The sequence below is a fragment of the Larkinella knui genome, from assembly GCF_003858645.1.
Lineage (GTDB): Bacteria > Bacteroidota > Bacteroidia > Cytophagales > Spirosomataceae > Larkinella > Larkinella knui.
In genome coordinates this window covers 1,089,110-1,109,044 of the sequence record NZ_RQJP01000002.1, presented here as the reverse complement: position 1 = coordinate 1,109,044, position 19,935 = coordinate 1,089,110, and the positions used below count along the sequence as shown (strand labels likewise).

Below are 19,935 nucleotides of genomic sequence, written 5' to 3'. Positions count from 1 at the left end.
CGTAAACCGTATACCGATTAACCTACCGCCCCATCCAGCCGCCATCGACGGTCAGAATGGTTCCCTGCACGTAGTTGGAAGCTTGCGACGCCAGATAAACGACGGCACCCTGCAAGTCGGCGGCCTCGCCCCAGCGTCCGGCGGGAATTCGGGCCAGAATCGCGGGATTACGGTCGGCATCGGCGCGCAAGGCTGCCGTGTTGTCGGTGGCGATGTAGCCCGGCGCAATGGCATTCACATTGATGCCTTTCGACGCCCATTCGTTTGCTAAAGCCTTGGTCAATGAGCCAATACCGCCCTTGCTGGCGGCATAGCCCGGCACGGTCAAACCGCCCTGAAATGTTAATAACGACGCAGTAAAAATGATTTTCCGGTTATAATCCACGTCCCGCGCCAGCATCTCCCGGCCAATTTCCCGGCTGATGATAAATTGGGAATTGAGGTTGATATCGATGATTTCGTCCCAGTATTCATCCGGATGTTCGGCCGCCGGTTTCCGGCGAATATTCCCCGCGTTATTGACCAGAATATCGACCGGCGGACATTCGTCGCGGATGGTTTCCAGAAACATATACAAAGCCGCCCGGTCGGTAAAATCGACGGGAAACGGGTAAAATTTGCGGCCCAGTGCGGTCACCGCCGTTTCCACTTCACTGCCCGGTTCGAGCGTGGCCGAAACACCGATAATGTCGGCTCCGGCCTCCGCCAGCGCCAGTGCCATGGCTTTTCCAATACCGCGTTTGGCGCCGGTTACAAGCGCCGTTTTGCCCTGAAGGGAGAAAAGATCAAGAATCATGAAGAAGTGAATGAAGATAGCTAATCGTGTAAAGATACGATCAGACTTTCCTATACTGTGATGAAGCCGCCAAATTAACGTACCCACGGACCGCCGGGAGGCCCCGTGGGTACGTTAGAACGCCGGAACGAACAAAACCGCATCGGCCACCACCGGGCCGTCAGCCTGCTTCACCGCAATTTCAACGGATGCGGTTTTCCCGGTTGGCAGGTCATATTCACCCAGCGAAACCCACTCGCCGGAAGTCTGTCCAACGACCACAATATCAGCGGGTTTGATGGGAATCGACTTCTGGTTTTTTCCGTCCGAAACCGTAATTCCCAACTCGGAAGCACTTTTGGCCAGGCGCGGAAAATAGGTGTAGATCCGGTATTTTCCGGCTTTCACAATGGTTGGCGTAAACCGTACCGATGCGGCCTCGGTGCCCTGCCCTTCGTGAATCAGGTAGGACGGACCGTAGCCGCCCTTGCTCTTGGTTTCCAGCCGCCACGGCCCCGTGGCGGTCGTCAGGGTTTTATCATCGTTATCCACCAGAATTTCGGGCGTGCTGCCGTCGGCCAGCGGATTAGTTTTTAGCGTCTGCTGCAATTTGGCAATATCTACTTTCTGCACACTGGTTTTGGCATCGATCGCCATCACCGCAGCCAGTGCCGTCGATTGGCCCAGCACCATAAAAACGGGCTCCATCCGGATCGACCCGTAGGCAATGTGCGACGCTGACAGGCAAACCGGCACCAGCAAATTCCGGCATTCGGTTTCCTTCGGAATCAGGGCGCGGTAGGCAATCGGATACGGCCCAAAACCGCCGACCTCGACGTTGCCTTCGTTCTTGGCCATTTTTTTGCCGTCTTTCTCGATTACAATCCGCTGAATGTTGTGCGAATCCATCGTGTAAGCCGCCATGCCAACGCCGTCGGTCACCACTTCTTTTCCCTGGCAATTCGCCTGCGTCATCACGTAGGCTCCCACCATCCGGCGCGCTTCCCGGACGTAGAGTTGCGGGGACCAGTTGCCGGTATCGGTGTATTCATCTTTCGGATAACCCCACTTCAGCATTTGCTCCCGAAGCTCCTGCGGCACCCGCGAATCGTGACCAAAGAAATACAGTAAGCCCTTGGTATACAACTCATGATCGCGGATGATCTGCGCCCGTTTTGCATAACTTCCGTCCGGATAGTCGTAATTCATCCCGATCATATCGGTTGAAAAACCGTTCCGGTTGTTGATGTCGGTTTTTTTGTTGGGCATTCCGCTCCAGATAAAATAGTCGTTGAGCGACCGTTTCTGCGGCTGCGCATTGATCAGCCGAACGAGCAATTCATACCGCGTGGAATCGTACCCCGCCGGGCGCGTAATGGCCACCTGGTTGGCCGGGTCGGACGACAGACAGATGCGGTAATTATACGCCTGAACCTTGGTGTCGCCGGTTCCGTTGGGCTCCAGTTTCGCCGGGCTAATGCCCCAGACCAGACCGGATTCGGGCTGTCCGGGCGTTTTGTAGGGATCGATGCCGTCGGGCAACTGGTGGCCCGTCATCAATTGCACCCCGCTGATCGTTTCGTTGTATTTCGAATTATCTTCCCGACCGACGGTGTAGGAAACGCCCGCTTTGGCCATCAGATCCCCTTCATACGAGCAGTCGATGAACATTTTCGCCCGGATGGTGCGTTTGGCCGCGGGTTTTCCCGAATCCTCCAGCACAATCTCCTGAATGGTTCCATTCGTTTTCTTTACACTCGAAAGCCGGTGCGACAACAGCACATCGACCTTGCCGCGTTTGACGTAGTCGTTGAAAAGATCTTCGGCCACGTGCGGTTCAAAAATCCACTGTTCGAACTTGCCGTAATGCTGGCCGATGCGCCGGTAATAGTCGCGGGAAATACCGGTAATGGCGTACTTATTGCCAATGTCGGTAAGGCCCAAACCGCCGGAGGTCATGCCGCCGAGGTGTTTGCCGGGTTCGATCAGCAGCACGGTTTTACCGAGTTTTTTAGCGGTATAAGCCGCCATGACGCCCCCGGACGTGCCGCCGTAGACGCAGACATCCACCTGCTGCTGGGCCATGGCGGAGGTGAGTAAGAGTAGATTGAGGCAAAGTAATAGGTATCGCATGTTGTTTGGATTATTAGTTCGCGGAGTTAAGCGGAGTTAAAAAGAGTTTAGCAGAGGTTTTTAAAAATACTCTGCTAAACTCTCTTTTCCTCCGCTCAACTCCGCGATACAACTCTTTTTAAACTCATTTTCCCTGCAAAGCTGCCAACTGGTTGGCTTCGAAATTCGGGTCGGATGCTGAAAGTCCCTTCTCATACACCAGAATCGCTTTTTGCTGAAGCAGTGACTTCTGCAAGTCCGGTACCGACAATGCATGCACCGACTGCGATTTCTGCACACACAGAGCCGCAGCGGTTCCGGCGGCTTGCCCGAGGGCCATCCAGCAGGGTTCCATCCGGAGCGTCGAAAAACCGATGTGCGTGGCCGACGCCGGAACCGGAGCCAGCAGGTTTTCCAGGGGCGAATCCGGAACAATCACCCGGAAAGGAACCGTGTAAACCGCTGACGGATAGCTGATAAAGCCGTCCAGATGGATCTTGCCCGCTTCCCGTTTCCGAACGGCGTGCGAGTCGAGGGCGTAGTGGCTGGCCGTAATGCTGTCGGCGTGGAGCGGAGGGCGTCCGCCCGGTTTGACCGGCTGCGCATCCTGCGCTTTGAAGACATATTTGCCCTTCATCCGGCGACCTTCCCGGACGTACAACTGCCGGGGAAAATTCCCGTTGTCGGTGTATTCGTCTTTGGCCCAGCCCCATTCCGCGCATTCTTTCCGAAACCAGTCGGGTAGCGCGGGGTCGTTCTGGGCGAAGTAAAACAAGCCTTCAGTATATTCCCGCAGCCGTTGGGCAAAGCGGTCGCGCCATTCCCAGCCGGAGGTTGGGTAGGGCCAGTTTTCTTCCGGCAAATCGGTGGAAATGAAAGCGTGGTGCTGGTTATTGCCGTCGTTTTTGCCGTTCGGCAATTTCACCATATTCGTCAGCCAGGCAATGCCTTTCGGCATACCGGGAACATCGGGCGACACGCCAGCTTTCGTTTTGCGCTGAATTTCAGCCTTTTGGTCATCAGTCAATTTCGTCATGGCGACGCCCGTATACGTGCCGGTTTTGACATCATTAATCAGCGAGACGTATTCCTCCCGGTTATACCGGGCCGGTTTCTGGATTTTAACCCGGATTTTGGAATCATTCGTGACGCATAACCGGTAATTGTAGGATTGAACGGCGTTGTCGCCCTGAAACGTCGATCCTTCACTTTCCGGACCCGCCCAGTATTTATAAACCCGGCCAGCCCCGACTTCGTTATACTCCGATTTGCCTTCCCGTCCGAGAAAAAACGGGACGCCCGCAGCGGCAATCAGGTCGCCTTCGTAGGTGGCGTCGATGAAAAACCGGCCCTGATAGGTTTCCGTTTTTTTCGTGTTTCGGTTCATCACCCGAATTCCCCGAATGCGGTTTTTCTCAATCGTCAGGTTTTCGGGTTCAAAATCGAATTGGCGCATGGTCAGCACCGTGGCGTTGGGACTGTCTTTCAGGAACGAGTCGAAAATTTTAGCGGCCACCGACGGCTCAAAATGGTAGCCATTGGCGCAGTCGGTCACCTGTTGCGAATCCGCTCCGTATTTTTCGACGTAATAGGCTTTGATGCGCTGCACAAACTCCAGAAACAAACCGCCCGTAGCGCCCCGGGTGGCGATGTCGGTGGCCCCCAGACCGTTGGCCGGCAAACCGCCGATGTAGGCAGTCCGCTCCAGAATCAGCGATTTTTTACCCAGACGGGAAGCTGAAACCGCGGCCATAATTCCGCCGGGTGTGGCTCCAACAATAATCAGATCATAGTCCGTTTCGGCCAGCGGACCAGTTGCCTGGGCGTAAAGTTCGGGTAGTCCGGTCGTGAGCGCAATACCGCTCAGGCCGGAAACTTTCAGAAAATGTCGACGGGTTGTAGGCATTGGATATACCTTCAGGCGGGGTTTAACATGTTAATAACCAGCATTCTGCGTAAGTACTTTGTTGGTGACGGTTTCAATGTACGGAATCGGCCAGAGGTAATCGCGGTTGGGATTAAAAATCCGGACCTCGACCACCCGCATGTCGGCCTTGTTGGGCACATTGCTGTAATCGGGAGTTCCGTTGGCATCGATCACCGGCGCGGCCGCCAGCAATCCTTTCGGAATCCGGCCCAGGAAATTGCCGTTCAGCAGTTTATCGGCGATTTTCCAGCGACGGATGTCAAACAAACGAAAGCCTTCATTCGCCAATTCATACTTCCGCTCCTTGCGAATAATCGAACGAAGTTCCGCCTGCGTTTTGCCCGACTTGATGGCGGGCATGTTGACCCGTTGGCGCACCGCATTGATGGCATCGTATACCGACTGATCAATCTGGTTGGCTTCAATTTTAGCTTCGGCGTAGATCAGTAACACTTCGGCATACCGGATCAGGATAATATTGATTTCCGAATTGCTCCGGTCGTCTTTGTCCGTCAGGTCGGTGTATTTCCGCCAGCAATACCCGGTATAAGTCGCAAAGGCGTGAATGGCATCCTGGTTGTCAACCCGCGCGCCCGTGGTATAATTGATCGTTTTGACGCTGTCCTTGTGGGTTTCAAACTTGAAATTGAAGTAGTTGGAACCCGGAACGGCCACCGTAAAATCCAGACGCGGGTCCCGGTTTTTGAATGGATCTTTCGGATTGTACAACGGCGACTTGTCAATCGATAACCCATCCGTACACTCATACGAATCGATCAGCGTTTGGCCCGGCACCTTGTTGGAAGCTCCCTGGGCGTTGCGCGACAAAAAATTCTGCGGAGTGCTGTGCGTCAGGGTTCCTTTCAGATACTGCAGCGCGAAAATAATTTCGCTGGACGTTTGCCCTTTGTAGGAAAACAACTCGCCAAAATTCGGGTGTAATTTATTGATATTCAAATCCATGACGGCTTTGGCTGCGCTGGCCGCAACCTCCCATTTCTCATTGTACAAGGCCGTCCGGGCTTTGGTCGCTAAAGCCGCTCCTTTGGTGGCGCGACCGGTATTTTTAGCATCGTAGCTGTTGGGCAATGACTTGGCGGCTTCGTCCAGTTCCTTCATCACGAAGGTGGCGCATTCTTCCTTGGTGCTTTTGGGAACCTGCGCATCGGCCAGACCCAACGTCTTGGTTACCAGCGGAACCCCGCCGAATAATTCAATCAGATAGCCGTACATGTAAGCGCGCACAAACCGGGCTTCGGCCTGAAACCGGGCATACAGAACCGGGTCCATTTTGCCATCCAGCTTGTTCATGTTGTCCAGAATAAAATTGCAGCGGCCAATAATTTTATAGGCTTCCGTCCAGACCGATCGGACAAAACCGTTGTTGCTGTCGTGGCTTCCTTTGCCGATTTGCTGCATGGCACTGTTGTTCCGATCCCAGTTGATGTCGGTGCAAACGTCCAGTAAAAGCTGGGTTGGCATCCCGTCGCTGGGGTGAAAATTCATGCCTTTGTAGCAGCCATTGACGGCCAGTTCCAGTTCGCTGGCGTTGGCAAAATACGATTGATCGGCGGGGCCTTCCAGCGGAAACCGCTCCAGATAGTCCTCGCAGGACGTTGTACTGAGGAGCAGGCAGGCCGACAAAAACCAGTAATATATCTTTTTCATTTTTGATTCAGTTGAAAAGTGAAAGGAAAACCGGCGGTTTCTAGAAGCTGACATCGATGCCGACGCTGACCATTTTGACCTGCGGGTAACTGCGACCGGTTCCAACCGGCGATTCGACATCGTAGCCATCCCAGAACTTATCCCAGGTCAGCAGGTTCTGGCCGTTGGCAAAAATCCGGGCGTTGTTGATGCCCGCGCGCTGGGTCAGCGTCGTCGGAAGGGTGTAGCCAATCTGAATGTTTTTCAGACGCAGGTAGGCGGCATTTCGCATCCAGAAACTGGAATTCTTTTCGTTATTGGATTCGCTGAACGCCAGCCGCGGAAAGGTCGCGTTCGGCGTTTCCGGGGTCCAGTGGTCTTTGTGCTGTTCCTGCACCGTCCCGCCCAGAAAGAACGGCATGATGCCTTGTTCGTTCAGATAGCCATCGGCTTTGCCAACGCCCTGAAGAACAATATTCAGGCTAAATCCTTTGTAATAGCCGTTCAGCGTCGTTCCGTAGGTGAAGCGGGGAATCGTGGATCCAAACACGACGTTGTCGTCGTTGTTGATGATTCCGTCGCCGTTCTGGTCTTTGTATTTAATGTCACCGGGCTTGATAACGCCAAATTGCTGGGCGTGAGCGGCCACTTCGTCAGCCGTCTGGAAAAATCCTTCCGACTCCAGGCCGTAAAGGGAATTGAACGCATAACCTTCCCGATTTGCCACCAGGCCGGTCAGGTTCACACCCTTCAAATCGACAACGGTATTTTTGACATCCGAAATATTAAAACCGACGTCATAGCGAAAACTCCGGACGGCTCCTTTGTAATTGATCCCGAGTTCCCACCCTTTGTTGTCAACAACACCAGCGTTCTGCGATGGAGCACCCAGGCCGATAATGGCCGGAATATCCAGCGTCAGCAAAATATCTTTCGTACGTTTTGAAAAATAATCGGCGGTAATGGACAGGTTTGAAAACAGCGTCATATCCAGACCAATATCTGTCATCTCCGTGGTTTCCCAGGAAATATCCGCGTTCGCCAGCGTATTGAGGGCCACCACGTTGACAATCTGCTTGTTCAGTGCGTACGAACCGAATTGCAGTGATGACATAAACGGGTAATTACCAATGAGTTGATTGCCCAGGCGTCCCCACGATCCCCGCAGTTTCAATTCATTGACAACGTTGGTCAGCGGCAGCATGAACGACTCCTGGGAGATCCGCCAGCCAGCCGAAACCGAAGGGAAAAAGCCGTATTTCCGTCCTTTGGCAAACCGGGAAGAACCGTCGTAGCGGGCATTGGCTTCAAGTAAATATTTCTGTTTGTAATCGTAGTTGATCCGTCCGAATGCCGACTGCAAGGCCCATTCCGATGCGCCACCGGTGGTCCGCTGAATGTCCGCTGCTCCCGCGTTCAGGACCTGATAGTCAGGCAATAAAAAACCTTCGCGGTAGGCGGATGTATTGTCATTGCGAAAATCTTCCCGCGAAAAACCGGCTAATACTTTCAACCCGTGATCGCCGTAAGCCTTATCAAAAGTCAGCGTTCCGCGCAACGTGGTATACAGCGATCGGCTGTCCGCTTCGGTCAGCGTACTTTTGGCGGGTGCCAGAAAACTGAGCGCCCCGTTGGGCTTGTAGGCCTGAATCGCCTTGTTGAAGTTCTTATCGATTGAAAGGGCATATTTCGGCGCATAGGCCACTTCCGCCGTCAGATACGACGTTGGTTTATACACCAGTGCGGCATTCAGAAAAGCATAGGGGCTGTTGTTTTTCTTTGTCCCACCATCGCGTGACATCGCAATCGGGTTGTCGCCGTTCCAGCCGTCGCCCCAGGTTCCGTTGGAATTAATCCCGATCTGGTTGGCCGGAATCCGGTTCATCCAGTGGAACACTTCCTCCGCGCCCCGGCCCGGTTCAACGGTTGTAGCCGCGACGAGCTGTAGATCGATCCGGGCGCTGAATTTCTTCGAAAGCTGAATGTCGGCGTTGTTGCGGAGGGTGTAACGTCGGAACGTCGAATTCTCAATAATTCCTTTCTGATCAAAATAACCCACCGAGGTCAGAAAACGGATTTTTTCACTGCCGCCGTTGATGCTCACAAAGTGGCTCTGCTGAAGCCCCGAACCCGTTAGCACTTCTTTTTGCCAGTCCGTGTCGGGGTATAAATCGCGGTTGGAAGCCCCTTCCGTACGGTATTTCTGAATTAAATCGTCGGAATACAAGGGCGAGCGTCCCACGTTCACATACGCTTCGTTGGTAAGCAGCATGTGGTCGATGGCGTTGGCCATTTTGGGCAAATTCGTCGGGGTTTGCCAGCCGATGTAGTTGTTGTAATTTACCGAAATCCGGCCTCCTTTGGCGCGTTTGGTCGTAATCAGAATAACGCCATTGGCCGCCCGCGAGCCATAAATGGATGACGAAGCCGCGTCTTTCAGGACCGAAACCGACTCAATCAGGTTGGGATCGATGCTGTTCATGGAGCCTTCAATGCCATCGATGAGTATCAAAGGGTCCGAGTTACCCAGTGTTCCGACCCCACGAATCCGGATGGAACCGCCATCGGCACCCGGGCGGCCGGAGCGCTGCGTGACCGTGACCCCCGGCATCATGCCCTGCAAAGCGGCCGACGTCTGGCCCACCGGACGACGCACCAGTTCCTCACTCGATACGGACGAAACCGCCCCCGTCAGGTTTACTTTTTTCTGCGTTCCGTAGCCTACCACCACCACTTCCGAGAGCGACTTGGTGTCGTTTTCGAGTTTGACGCTTACGTTGTTGCGGTTTCCAACGGTCACTTCCTGGGGGATGTAGCCGACAAAGCTGAAGACCAGAACCGCCTTTTCGTCGGGAACGCCCAACTGGTAGAATCCTTTGCCGTCGGTGGTCGTTCCGCGCGTTGTCCCTTTCAGCACCACGCTCACCCCCGGTAGCCCACCCCCGGATTCGTCGGTAACCGTGCCGCTGATGATCACATCGGCGATAACGGGCTGGTGAACGGCGATGGCTGATTCGGGTGTGGTTGTGTTGCCCCGCTCGTCAACCGGATTCGAAACGGGCTGGACACCATCCGATTTGGGTTCGGTTTCGCGGTTCGACAGGTCGTTGGTTACTTTCCGTTCTTCGGTAATGACAAACGTATCTTTCCGGAGTTTTTTCACCCGTAAGCCGGTATTCTTTAACAGGTTATGCAGATTTTTCTCGACGGAAACGGACAAATTAACCGGCTCGGCAGGAACGCTTTTCCCAACCATAATCCGGTCTTCGAACACAATTTCGACGCGATAATGCCGCTGCAAATCGAGCAATACCGTCTTTAGTTGAATCTGGGCGGTTCGTCCGGCCGAGCGTGGCACGTTTTGGGCATAGGCCAGCGTCTGGCTAAAACCGGCTATGGGGTAGCCGACCAACAGAACCGCCAGCAAACTCAGGTGGTGTACAGTTTTCTTCATTGGTTTATTGGTAAAAGGACTAGGAACAATCAGTTGTTTTTTAGTAGGAGGCCCGTACCGGTTGGTTCGGTTTTGAGGTCGAGTGATTCCGTCAGGATTTCAAGCAGTTCGCCGGCATTGCGGGCGCTGTAGTTACCGGAAATCGTCCGTTGGGCCAGTGAGTCGTCAACAATTTCCACTTTCAGGCCAAATTTTTCGCGGAGCAGGTAGCAAACTTCCCAGACGGAGGTTTCCTTGAAGGTCAGGCTGTGTTTGCCGCGGGTGGCCGACGTTGCCACCGGAGCCAGCTGGTGCAGGTGCAGATTCCCGTGCCGGGTCAGCGTCAACAGATCGCCCGGTTTCATCAGCAATTGCCGTTTTTCGCTTCCCTGGCTGTAATCGACCCGGATTTTGCCCCGGTCGAGGGCCACATTCGTTGTCTGCTTGCGGGCATACACCGTGAATTCAGTCCCCAATACTTCAATCTGAAACTGGTCGGACGTTTTGACCACAAACCGCTGGTGATCGGGTTGATGGGTCACCGAAAAACGGGCTTCTCCCGTCAGCAGCACCTCCCGAACGGCCGTGTAAAACCCAAATCGGGGCACCTGGAGCGACGAATTGGATTTCAGCGCAACGCCGGTTCCGTCGTCCAGCGTCAGGGTTTTCGTTTCCTCGTAAGCAGTAACGTACGTCTGGTACAGGATTTTGTTTCGCAGCGGAATAAGGAGCGCAACCAACACCGTTGCCGCCACCAGATACGGTCGCCAGCCCCAGCGGCCAAACAGCGGTTTTCGTTCCGCCATTGCCACCTCGTCTGCGTCGTGCAGGTCGGTTTGTTCCAGGCGTTCGGCTATTTTCTCAAAAGCCGCTTCCTGATCGGGCTGGAATTGCAGGGAACGCATTTCCCACTCCAGAAGCCATTCGTGGAAGGTTTCGGTATTGGCCGGATTTTTCAGCCAGGCCTCCATGGTTTGCCGTTCGAGCGGGTTTGCCTGCCCGGCCAGGTAGGTAAACAGGGTATGTTTCGATACCGAATGATTCATAATCGTGGCATTTGAACGAGAGACTTAAAAAAACCGCATTTCCCCTTAGGTCAGCAGAAAAATAGATTGAACAGACACAGCAGCAGCGTCCATTCCCCGCGCAGGGTCTGGCGCAGGTGTTTGAGGGCTTTGGAGATGTGAACTTCGACGGTTCGGGGCGAAATCTGCAATTCGGCGGCAATCTCGTCGTATTTCTTATTCTCGAACCGGCTCAGCAGAAACACCCGCCGGCACTGCGCGGGCAGTTGCCCCATGGCCTCGTTGACGGCCAGAAACAGGTTGTTGAAATGGACTTCCGAATCGGGCTGCGGCTGGTTGCCCATCAGGTGGTTTTCGGTCGTCGAATCAATGGAATCCGTTTTGCCAAACTCTTTGCGCAAATGCGTATAGGCTTCGTTCCGGACGGCTGTGAACAGATAACTGATGTAGGATGAGTGCACCTTTCGGTACGCTTCGGTGCGGTAAAACTGGTAAAAAACCTCACTCACCAGGTCCTCCGCCAGTTGCCGGGAATAGACAAAGCGAACGGCATGGCTGCACAGTGGCGTGTAATATTGTCGGAAGAGCAGCTCAAAGCCTTTTCGCGGTTCCTGTTCAAAGGCTTTCCGCAGAAAAAGTTCGGAACTGTATACGGACGGCACGGGAGTTTCTCCGGTTAAGGATGGCGCGGGCCGGTTTTCTGGAGAGGAATTAGGGTATAACGGGTTAAGGGTAGCCATTGACGCATGATCTCTAAAACGAATTAAAGACTTTATTGCACTATTTTACCCTTAGTGGTTTTTAAAAAAAGTTGCTTTTTTTTGAGCCGCTGGTCAAGAGTTGGAACGTGCAAACGATGCTGGCCGAGATTTGCAATCCGCTTTTTGAGCCATTTGGCCCTGAATCAACCACCAGCGGGCTACCCGGTTTTTTGGTCGAAGTCAACCTCATTCGGTCACTCCCCGCCCGCTCCACGTCAAAGCATCGGAATTCACTGACTAACCATCACCTGGGGCTCCGCAATCGCATTTCAGGAGAGTATGCTTATTTCCTGATGCTAACCGTCTTAGACTGGGTCGAAACGCTTCCAGGTGGTCGGCTGAAAGCGGTTTCGTGGCAGCGACTAGCAGGAACTTTCTAAACGGGCCCCTGCCGGTTAACGATCAGTGGATCTAGTTACGACTAGAATCTTAAAGCCCGGTAACTAAAAGTTCTCCCTCAATTCACCTCCTGAAGCAATATTATGTTACCAATATACGTAGAGTGGTAAAAACCACCTGCACAATGATGACCACACTGAAGCCCAACCGGTATTACGTCGTTCAGAAAGAACCGGTTTTGTTGACAGAAAAACACCTCAAGGAACTTGACCCGAACACGCCCCAACCAATCAAATTAACCAAGCCCTGGCTGATCGCTTTTGGATTCCAGCCGGATAAGTCCGCGAATGCGTGGAATTTTGAAAACGCCCGGTTGGTCGCCGGTATGAACTGCTGGCTCTGCATCAAGTCGCGCCGGTATATTCAGTATGTGCATGAACTCCAGGATTTATTCGAAGAACACTTCCGCGAAACGACTTTGATCCTAAAATCGCACAGTTTTTACATTACCGGCGCGCTTTAGCATCCGGTTTTTCTACTATACAAAACCCCGACATGGGCCGGGGTCTGTAAACTTGTATCCTATTGTGTATGAAGATTTTGGGGAATAAGGAATGGGCTTAATCGTCGTATTCATCCCTTGTCGCAGCTGCCGAATCCCGCACGACCTGATACAGACTGACCAGATCGTCGGTCGAAAGCTCGTCCAGTTCAACGTCGCTGTCATCACTGAAACTGAGCGTTAGCGGATCGCTGTCGTCGTCGTTCAGGGTGAGCGACGTGATCTCCAGATCGGATTCGGTCAGAGTCAGGGGGAGAAACCGCAAATCGAAATCGGAGGCATCGGCTTCTTCTCCCAACCCCGTCACCACCTGCACAATGGCGTCCTTGATGGTGGCCCGGAAATCGTCCAGCCGGGAGGCTAGCTCGTCGGCCGTTGGCAAAGCAGAAAAATCGGAAGTAGCCATAGAATTGTAAGTTGAGGGAGACGTCTCCCGTTCGAATAGTACGGGCCGAAGTTCCCCCAAATCCGCGGATTCAGGCGGGTACGGACGATTATGTTTTCGTGAATTTTTTCGGATCGGGTTAAAAGAAAAGAGACAAAGACCGACCTGACCGGTTACGGGTCACTAAAATAAACTCAGGAGATTTTTAACCATCGCTGGCGCTCCCATGTAAATAGGCGTCCGCTGATGCAAACTGTGCGCCGGAATGTCCAGCACCGAACCCGATTGAGTAACCGCCTTACAACCAGCCCGTTCGGCAATGAACGCCAGCGGATAACATTCATACAGCAGACGGAGTTTACCATCCGGATTTTTAGGCGTTGGCGGATACAGGTAAATACCGCCTTTTAGGAGATTGCGGTGAAAATCAGCTACTAATGAACCCACATAACGGGCGGTGTAGTGTTTCCTGCGGCAATCGGCCAGATACGCTTTGACCGGCTCATCGTATAAATCCGTGTTGCCATCGTTGCACGAATAAATCGTCCCGTCCGGCGGACTTTTAATGTCAGGGTGCGACAGGATAAACTCGCCCAGCGAAGCGTCGTACGTAAAACCGTCGACCGTGTGGCCGGTCGTATACACCAGAATCGTCGACGAACCGTATAAAATATAGCCAGCCGCGACCTGCTCGTGACCACCCTGCAGGAAATCCTCGATCGTGGGTTCGCTGCCGATAGGCGTCACGCGCCGGTAAATGGAAAAAATCGTGCCGATCGACACATTGACATCGATGTTGGACGAACCGTCCAGCGGATCGATGGCCACCACATATTTAGCGTGATTATTCCCGGTCAGAATAATTTCTTCTTCTTCCTCGGAAATGATGGCGCAAACTTCCCCGCCGTTTTTCAGGGCCCGATTGAACCGGATATCCGCAATCACATCCAGTTTCTGCTGGCTTTCGCCCTGCACATTCTGCACGCCCATGCCGCCCGTCAGGTCGATCAGTCCCGCCCGGTTTACTTCCCGGTGGATGATTTTTCCGGCCAGGGCAATGTCGCGCAGCAATTGTGACAACTCGCCCGTCGCATACGCAAAGGCATGCTGGCGGTTCATGATGTAGCGGTCGAGCGTTGTGCCGACCGGCAAAGCCAGGTGATGGGATGATCGTGAATTCATGCTTTTTAGAATGAACCGTCCGGGCGGTTCTGAATGACTGGTGAACGCTGAGCCCCAACGGTCCGTCCGTGCAGGAATGACTAAAGAAAATGAGCCGGATTTTTAATTTCGTCATGCACCGTCATGCATCACCGGGGACCAGTCCTGACCCGGCGGGAATCGGTTTGGTTCTTTTTAGCGGAAACGGCCTACCCGTTTCCTGATTGCGCTGGCCGGTTTATCAGCAATTCTATCGGTATTTTCTAATTTTTTACAAAAATAATCTCAAAATATAGGTTAAGATTTCATTAAAACGGACTCTTGCAGGTATAGCACCGGAAACTATGAGCAGACGGCTACCTTCGGAAGAAGCACAACAACTTTGGCAGGAATACCGGTCGGGCGACATGTATGCTCTCGCTAAAATCATGCAGAGTTACTATGCCGACCTTTTTCACTGGGGAATGCGGCTGCATGCCGACCCCGAATTTGTAAAGGACTGCATTCAGGAGCTGTTTCTCAATCTGTGGAAGCGGCAGGAGTCGGTCAATGCGGTCGAAAATGTCCGGGCCTACCTGCTCGTCGTTCTCAAAACCCGCATCCTGCGCGAGCTTTCCAAAAAACACACGACCCACCAATCCACGCTTTCGGAGGAATACGCTTTTTCGGTCGAATTTTCGGCGGATGTGCGGTTGATCGAAGAAGAAAACGAAGTGTATCAGGTTCGCAAGCTGGAGCGGGTCATCAATCATTTGCCCGAACGCCAGAAAGAACTGATTTACCTGCGGTTTTACCAGAATCTGAGCTTCGAACAAATCGCGGACGTCATGCAGCTGGGTCGCCAGTCGGTCTATAATCTGCTCCAGAAATCGCTGATCAGTCTGCGGAAGAACTGGACCGTGAAATGCATTGGGTTCTTTATTCAGTTTACGGTTTTCTGTTTACGGTATTCGGTCGCTGACGCATGCTAGCGACCGAATCGAACGCGTCAGCCAACCGCAGCGACGGCCCGGCGTAGCGACGCCCGGCGTAAACCAAAACCGAATACCGACACAACTATGAAGAACTACGAAACCTATACCGTGGAGGATTTTATTCAGGACGATGATTTTCAGGACTGGGTGCGGGGGCGCGGCAAACGGGACGGCTTCTGGCGGTCTTTTTTGAAAAATTATCCCGAAAAACAGGACGCCTTCCGTCAGGCCGAGCAGTTTATCCGGGCTGCGAGTGTCGCTCCCGAGCGGTTAACGGAAGCTGAAATCCGGAAAGAAACGGAAGGATTTATCGAAAAAGCTGGTGCGTATATACCAGACCGTCATGCTGTTCCGGAGGGTGATCAAGACGGAAAATGGACTGGTAATGTCGTGCGCTGGGTGCTGGCAGTTGCCGCGGTTTTCGGGATTGTGATGGGGTTTGGCTGGTATTTGCTCGATAAAAAACCGCTTCAGCGGGTTGCTCGTTTGTCTGATATTGCAACGGGCCAGTTGGTGGAAACGAGCAACGATACGCAACAACTGCTGCGGGTCGTGCTCAGCGACAGTTCGGAGGTGTTGCTGAGTCCCCAAAGCCGCCTTCGGTATCCGTCGCAGTTTCCCGGAAACTCCCGCGTCGTGTATTTGCAGGGCGAAGGTAGTTTTTCGGTCAGGCGGCAACGTCAGCCGTTTATGGTGTATACCGGCGAAATGATCACGCAGGTGCTCGGTACGCGCTTCGTCGTGAAAGCCTTCGATCGGGATCAGAACATGACGGTGCAGGTGCTGTCGGGAAAAGTGTCGGTGTACAAGAAAAAACCGGAGCGGGTTCCCGACAGTAAAGAAGTCAACGGGCTGATCCTGAACGCAAACCAGGCGGCTATTTTCGAAAAAAGCGATGGAAATCTGACCAAGACGCTCGTGGCGAAACCGCTGCTGATCGAAAAACGAAGCCAGGAAATTCCATTTGTCTATGATGAAGTTCCGCTGCCGGTGATTTTGCGGGAGCTGGAAAAGAGCTACGGCATTCCGATCCAGTTCGACGAGCAAACCTTCGAAACCAGTAAAATTACCGCCATTCTGTCGAGTGAGTCGCTCTACGAAAAGCTGGATTTGCTCTGCAAGGCATCGTCGGCGAGCTACGAAATCACCGATGGTCAAATCGTCATCAGCCGAAAGGGATACCGATAAATCCTGAAAAATAATTGGCAGTGACAACGCCACTGCCAACCGGTCTATTCACTGAGTGTCGCTCGCCAAAGTAACCGCTCAGGGAAAAGCGTTCCGAAAACAGAACTAGTCAACCTTAACAAAACTATGAAAAAACACCTTGCCGGACAACTCTGGTTGAAGCTTATGCGGTTTTCATTAACACAAAGTTTGGTTATGGTATCGCTGGTGGGCGTGTCGTTCGCTCACCCGAGTAACGCTCAGGAATACCTGAGCCGACGCCTGACGTTACACGCTGATAACCAGGATATAAAGAGGGTGTTGGCGGATATTGAAAAAGCCACGGATGTGCAGTTTGTGTACAGCTCGCAGGTGATCGAGAAACGGCAGAAAATCAGCATTCAGGCCACGAATTCGACGCTGGAAGAAGTGCTGGTCAAGTATTTCAAACCGCTGCCGGTCAACTACGAGCTGGTGGGCCGGAAGGTGGTTCTGTCGGCCAGTACGTCACCCGGCTACGAAACGGGTTTTGTCGATCTCATTGAAAAAGCCGAAACACTGGCTCCCAAACGACTGCTTTCGGGCAAGGTGACCGACGAAAATAGCGTGGGTTTGCCGGGCGTGAGCGTCGTGATCAAAGGCTCCCAGAAGGGCACAACCACCAACGCCAGTGGCGCGTTTCAGCTGGATGTGCCGGACGGCAGTGGCAGCTCGACGATATTGGTCTTTAGTTATGTGGGTTACCAAAGCAAGGAACTGGCGGTTGGAAATCAGACGACCATCCAGGTTTCGCTGGCTCCCGAAAGCAAGGCGCTGAACGAGGTGGTAGTCACCGCGTTGGGTATCAAGAAGCAGACCAAAAGCCTCGGTTATGCAACCGCCACGGTGGGGTCGGACGAGATGACGATCAACCGGACGGCCAACTTCATGAATGCGTTGCAGGGCAAAATGGCGGGCGTCAACATCACATCGCTGGGCTCGGGCCCGGCCGGAACCAGCAAAATCCGGATTCGCGGGCAGTCGTCGTTTGGCGGCAACAACTCGCCGTTGATCGTCGTCAACGGGGTGCCGATCGACAACACCAACTACGGCGCGCGGGGTGATGTGTCTGACCGGGGCAGCAACCGGACGTCCGACAGCGGGGACGGTTTGAGCAGCATCAACCCGGACAATATTGAAACCATGACGGTTTTGAAAGGAGCCGCAGCCTCGGCTTTGTACGGGTCGCGCGCCAAAGACGGCGTCATCATGATCACCACCAAAACCCGCGGAACCGGCAACGGGATTGGCCTGGAATATAACTCCAATTTCACCTCCGATACACCCCTGGATTATACAGATTACCAGTATGAATACGGCCAGGGCGAAAACGGGGTTCGTCCGACAACGCCTTTTCCAACCTCGGGGCAGTGGAGTTTTGGCGAAAAATTTCAACCCGGCATGACCCAGGTTCTGTTCGACAATGTGACCGTTCCGTACGAACCGCAGCGGCACCAGATCACCGATTTTTACCGCAAAGGCCACACCTGGACGAACACGCTAACGCTGTCGTCGGGGAACGAAAATGGCGGTTTTAGCCTGTCGCTTTCCAATCTGGATAATACCACCATTCTGCGCGGCTCGAATTACAACCGTAAAACCGTCAATCTGGGCTTTACGCAAACGCTGGCGAAAAAGCTGACGGTGTCCGGTAATATCAACTACTCCAAAGAGCTTCGGAAGAATCCACCCAACATCGCCGAGCAGGATTATAGTCCGGTAATTATCTTCAGCATGGCCAATTCGATGCCGCTGGATATTCTGGAAAAATACGCGACGGATGCCAACGGCAACGAAACCGTGTGGTCGCGGTTTACGAACCGGACGAATCCGTATTTCGCCCTGAAACGCTTCGAGAACATCAGCACCGACCGGGTTTTTGGAAACCTGACGGCCCGCTACAATTTCACCAGCTGGCTGTTTTTGCAAGCCCGGATCGGGCAGGATTTTTACGCCCGTGAACAGGAATACAACCTGCCCACCGGAACGCAGCGGCAACCCGCAGCCCCCGCCGGTTTTGTCAACGGGCAGTATGTGCAGGATGTCCGTCACGTTCGCGAACTGAACGCCGATTTTCTGCTGAATGCCAACAAAACGTTCGGCGTTTTCGGGGTAAACGTGAACCTGGGCGGCAACCAGATGTACCGGAAAATCAGCCGGCACAACGTTTTTGTGCAGGATTTTTACACGCGCGGGCTCTATACGATTGGCAACGGACGGCAACGCGACGCCATTTACGACTTGTCGGAACGGCAGGTCAATTCACTCTATGCTTCGGCGGAAGTGTCGTTTAAGGACTTTTTGTTCCTGAACGGAACCGTCCGAAACGACTGGTTTTCAACCCTGTCGCCCGCCAACCGGAGCATTGCCTATCCATCCATCACCGCCAGTTTTGTATTTTCACAGGCCTTCGCCAGTTCGTTGCCCACCTGGCTGACCTTCGGGAAAATCCGGGCGGCCTACGCGGAAGTGGGCAGCGATACCGACGTTTCGCCCTACGCCAACAACCTTTTTTACGGCATTAATTCCCAGCAGTTTCCGTCGCCGAGCGGAGCCGCGCAGCCCCTGGCCAGCATCAGCGGAACCACCGTGCCGAACGCCAATTTGCGGCCCATGCGGGTTTCCGAAAAAGAGTTCGGGCTGGAATTGAAGCTGTTCAATAACAACCTGGGGCTGGATTTGACGTATTACGACAAATTGTCGTCGGATCAGATTTTGCGGGCCCAAACCTCCGACGCGGGCGGCTACCAGACCCAGTTGATCAACGTAGGCAAAAGCAGCAACAAAGGGCTGGAAATGCTGGTGACCATCACGCCGGTCAAACGCACTAATTTTAACTGGAATACCACGTTCAATGCCGCTTACAACGTAACGAAAGTGCTTGACCTGGGTTCGAGCGTGAGCGACAACATGATTACCGTCGGAACCGGTGATTTTACGGGCGAACTCCGGCAGGTAGTCGGTTTACCGATGGGCCAGCTTTTCGGGTTCGGTTACCTGCGGGATGCGCAGGGTCGGCAGGTTTTCGACGCCGGGAACGGTCGCCCGCTGCGGACCCCCACGCAGATCAGTTTTGGCAGTGCCCTGCCCAAGTGGGTGGGCGGTATTACCAACAGCTTCAGCTACAAAGGCATCAACCTGTCGTTCCTGATCGACTTCAAGCTGGGCCACAAGATGATTTCCGGCACCAACCACAACGCCTGGCGGCACGGGTTGCACAAAGCGACGCTGGTAGGGAGAGAGCAGAATTACGTGATTGGCGAGGGCGTCAACCCAAACGGCGAAGTCAACAAAACGCAGTCGGGCGTACAGGCTTTTTACGAAACCGTGCGTTCGCAGAACATCGCCGAAGAGTTTGTCTACAACGCCGGTTTGTGGCAGTTGCGGCAGATCACGCTTGGCTACGATTTTACCAAATTCCTGCCGGCGAATGTCAAATTTATCAAAGGACTTCGGCTCAATGCGGTGGCGAACAACGTGGCGGTTATCAAAAAATGGGTGCCGAATATTCACCCCGAGCAGTTTGGTTTTCCGTCTGATAACCTCGTCGGTCTCGAAGCCACCGGTTTGCCGATTACGAGAAGCATTGGCTTTAACCTGAATGTCAAGTTTTAGTAAAAGTTATTTC

The 19,935-nt window shown here is 53.5% G+C and carries 14 protein-coding genes; 5 read left to right on the top strand and 9 right to left on the bottom strand.

The window, feature by feature from the left end; genetic code table 11:
* Positions 1 to 22 precede the first annotated feature (22 nt).
* From EHT87_RS13330 to EHT87_RS13300, 7 genes are all read right to left on the bottom strand, one after another.
* The gene (locus tag EHT87_RS13330) at positions 23 to 796 is read right to left on the bottom strand and encodes an SDR family oxidoreductase (protein ID WP_124907105.1); all 774 of its coding nucleotides are present in this window, start codon (positions 794 to 796) and stop codon (positions 23 to 25) included.
* Between the two features lie 114 nt (positions 797 to 910).
* Entirely contained in the window at positions 911 to 2,908 is a 1,998-nt protein-coding gene (locus EHT87_RS13325; RefSeq protein WP_124907104.1) for an FAD-dependent oxidoreductase, read from the bottom strand.
* Between the two features lie 124 nt (positions 2,909 to 3,032).
* A complete protein-coding gene (locus EHT87_RS13320; RefSeq protein ID WP_124907103.1) occupies positions 3,033 to 4,793 on the bottom strand; it encodes an FAD-dependent oxidoreductase in 1,761 nt (586 codons plus the stop codon).
* A 30-nt stretch (positions 4,794 to 4,823) separates the two neighbouring features.
* Complete coding sequence (locus EHT87_RS13315) at positions 4,824 to 6,482, bottom strand: RagB/SusD family nutrient uptake outer membrane protein (RefSeq protein WP_185716205.1); 1,659 nt, start codon at positions 6,480 to 6,482, stop codon at positions 4,824 to 4,826.
* Positions 6,483 to 6,522: 40 nt separating this feature from the next.
* Positions 6,523 to 9,915, bottom strand: a complete 3,393-nt coding sequence (locus EHT87_RS13310) for a SusC/RagA family TonB-linked outer membrane protein (RefSeq protein ID WP_124907101.1) — start codon at positions 9,913 to 9,915, stop codon at positions 6,523 to 6,525.
* 29 nt (positions 9,916 to 9,944) lie between these two features.
* On the bottom strand, positions 9,945 to 10,940 hold the full coding sequence (locus EHT87_RS13305) for a FecR family protein (protein ID WP_124907100.1): 996 nt from the start codon (positions 10,938 to 10,940) through the stop codon (positions 9,945 to 9,947).
* A 50-nt stretch (positions 10,941 to 10,990) separates the two neighbouring features.
* Complete coding sequence (locus EHT87_RS13300; protein ID WP_229321048.1) at positions 10,991 to 11,581, bottom strand: RNA polymerase sigma-70 factor; 591 nt, start codon at positions 11,579 to 11,581, stop codon at positions 10,991 to 10,993.
* A gap of 149 nt (positions 11,582 to 11,730) precedes the next feature.
* Between EHT87_RS13300 and EHT87_RS13295 the strand changes: the two genes are divergently transcribed.
* Complete coding sequence (locus tag EHT87_RS13295; protein ID WP_124907098.1) at positions 11,731 to 12,060, top strand: hypothetical protein; 330 nt, start codon at positions 11,731 to 11,733, stop codon at positions 12,058 to 12,060.
* A gap of 143 nt (positions 12,061 to 12,203) precedes the next feature.
* Entirely contained in the window at positions 12,204 to 12,542 is a 339-nt protein-coding gene (locus EHT87_RS13290; RefSeq protein ID WP_124907097.1) for a hypothetical protein, read from the top strand.
* A 97-nt stretch (positions 12,543 to 12,639) separates the two neighbouring features.
* On the opposite strand, the gene EHT87_RS13285 is transcribed toward EHT87_RS13290, so the two are convergent.
* Both EHT87_RS13285 and fbp read right to left on the bottom strand, forming a co-directional pair.
* The gene (locus EHT87_RS13285) at positions 12,640 to 12,987 is read right to left on the bottom strand and encodes a hypothetical protein (RefSeq protein ID WP_124907096.1); all 348 of its coding nucleotides are present in this window, start codon (positions 12,985 to 12,987) and stop codon (positions 12,640 to 12,642) included.
* 162 nt (positions 12,988 to 13,149) lie between these two features.
* Positions 13,150 to 14,148, bottom strand: coding sequence for a class 1 fructose-bisphosphatase (fbp, locus tag EHT87_RS13280; RefSeq protein WP_124907095.1), 999 nt, complete (start codon positions 14,146 to 14,148; stop codon positions 13,150 to 13,152).
* Between the two features lie 323 nt (positions 14,149 to 14,471).
* Here fbp and EHT87_RS13275 point away from each other — a divergent pair, with 323 nt between their 5' ends.
* The 3 genes from EHT87_RS13275 (at position 14,472) to EHT87_RS13265 (ending at position 19,922) form a co-directional block, all read left to right on the top strand.
* Entirely contained in the window at positions 14,472 to 15,098 is a 627-nt protein-coding gene (locus tag EHT87_RS13275; RefSeq protein WP_124907094.1) for an RNA polymerase sigma factor, read from the top strand.
* Positions 15,099 to 15,185: 87 nt separating this feature from the next.
* Positions 15,186 to 16,289: a FecR family protein gene (locus tag EHT87_RS13270; RefSeq protein ID WP_124907093.1), complete on the top strand. Its 1,104-nt coding sequence runs from the start codon at positions 15,186 to 15,188 to the stop codon at positions 16,287 to 16,289.
* A 126-nt stretch (positions 16,290 to 16,415) separates the two neighbouring features.
* On the top strand, positions 16,416 to 19,922 hold the full coding sequence (locus EHT87_RS13265) for a SusC/RagA family TonB-linked outer membrane protein (RefSeq protein ID WP_124907092.1): 3,507 nt from the start codon (positions 16,416 to 16,418) through the stop codon (positions 19,920 to 19,922).
* The last annotated feature ends 13 nt before the right edge of the window (positions 19,923 to 19,935 follow it).

Excerpts from the sequence above, each read along its gene's own strand:
- EHT87_RS13310 (WP_124907101.1), bottom strand. The coding sequence starts at position 9,915 with ATGAAGAAAACTGTACACCACCTGAGTTTGCTGGCGGTTCTGTTGGTC.
- EHT87_RS13305 (WP_124907100.1), bottom strand. The coding sequence starts at position 10,940 with ATGAATCATTCGGTATCGAAACATACCCTGTTTACCTACCTGGCCGGG.
- EHT87_RS13290 (WP_124907097.1), top strand. The coding sequence starts at position 12,204 with ATGATGACCACACTGAAGCCCAACCGGTATTACGTCGTTCAGAAAGAA.
- EHT87_RS13315 (WP_185716205.1), bottom strand. The coding sequence starts at position 6,482 with ATGAAAAAGATATATTACTGGTTTTTGTCGGCCTGCCTGCTCCTCAGT.
- EHT87_RS13265 (WP_124907092.1), top strand. The coding sequence starts at position 16,416 with ATGAAAAAACACCTTGCCGGACAACTCTGGTTGAAGCTTATGCGGTTT.
- EHT87_RS13285 (WP_124907096.1), bottom strand. The coding sequence starts at position 12,987 with ATGGCTACTTCCGATTTTTCTGCTTTGCCAACGGCCGACGAGCTAGCC.
- fbp (WP_124907095.1), bottom strand. The coding sequence starts at position 14,148 with ATGAATTCACGATCATCCCATCACCTGGCTTTGCCGGTCGGCACAACG.
- EHT87_RS13320 (WP_124907103.1), bottom strand. The coding sequence starts at position 4,793 with ATGCCTACAACCCGTCGACATTTTCTGAAAGTTTCCGGCCTGAGCGGT.
- EHT87_RS13275 (WP_124907094.1), top strand. The coding sequence starts at position 14,472 with ATGAGCAGACGGCTACCTTCGGAAGAAGCACAACAACTTTGGCAGGAA.
- EHT87_RS13330 (WP_124907105.1), bottom strand. The coding sequence starts at position 796 with ATGATTCTTGATCTTTTCTCCCTTCAGGGCAAAACGGCGCTTGTAACC.
- EHT87_RS13325 (WP_124907104.1), bottom strand. The coding sequence starts at position 2,908 with ATGCGATACCTATTACTTTGCCTCAATCTACTCTTACTCACCTCCGCC.
- EHT87_RS13270 (WP_124907093.1), top strand. The coding sequence starts at position 15,186 with ATGAAGAACTACGAAACCTATACCGTGGAGGATTTTATTCAGGACGAT.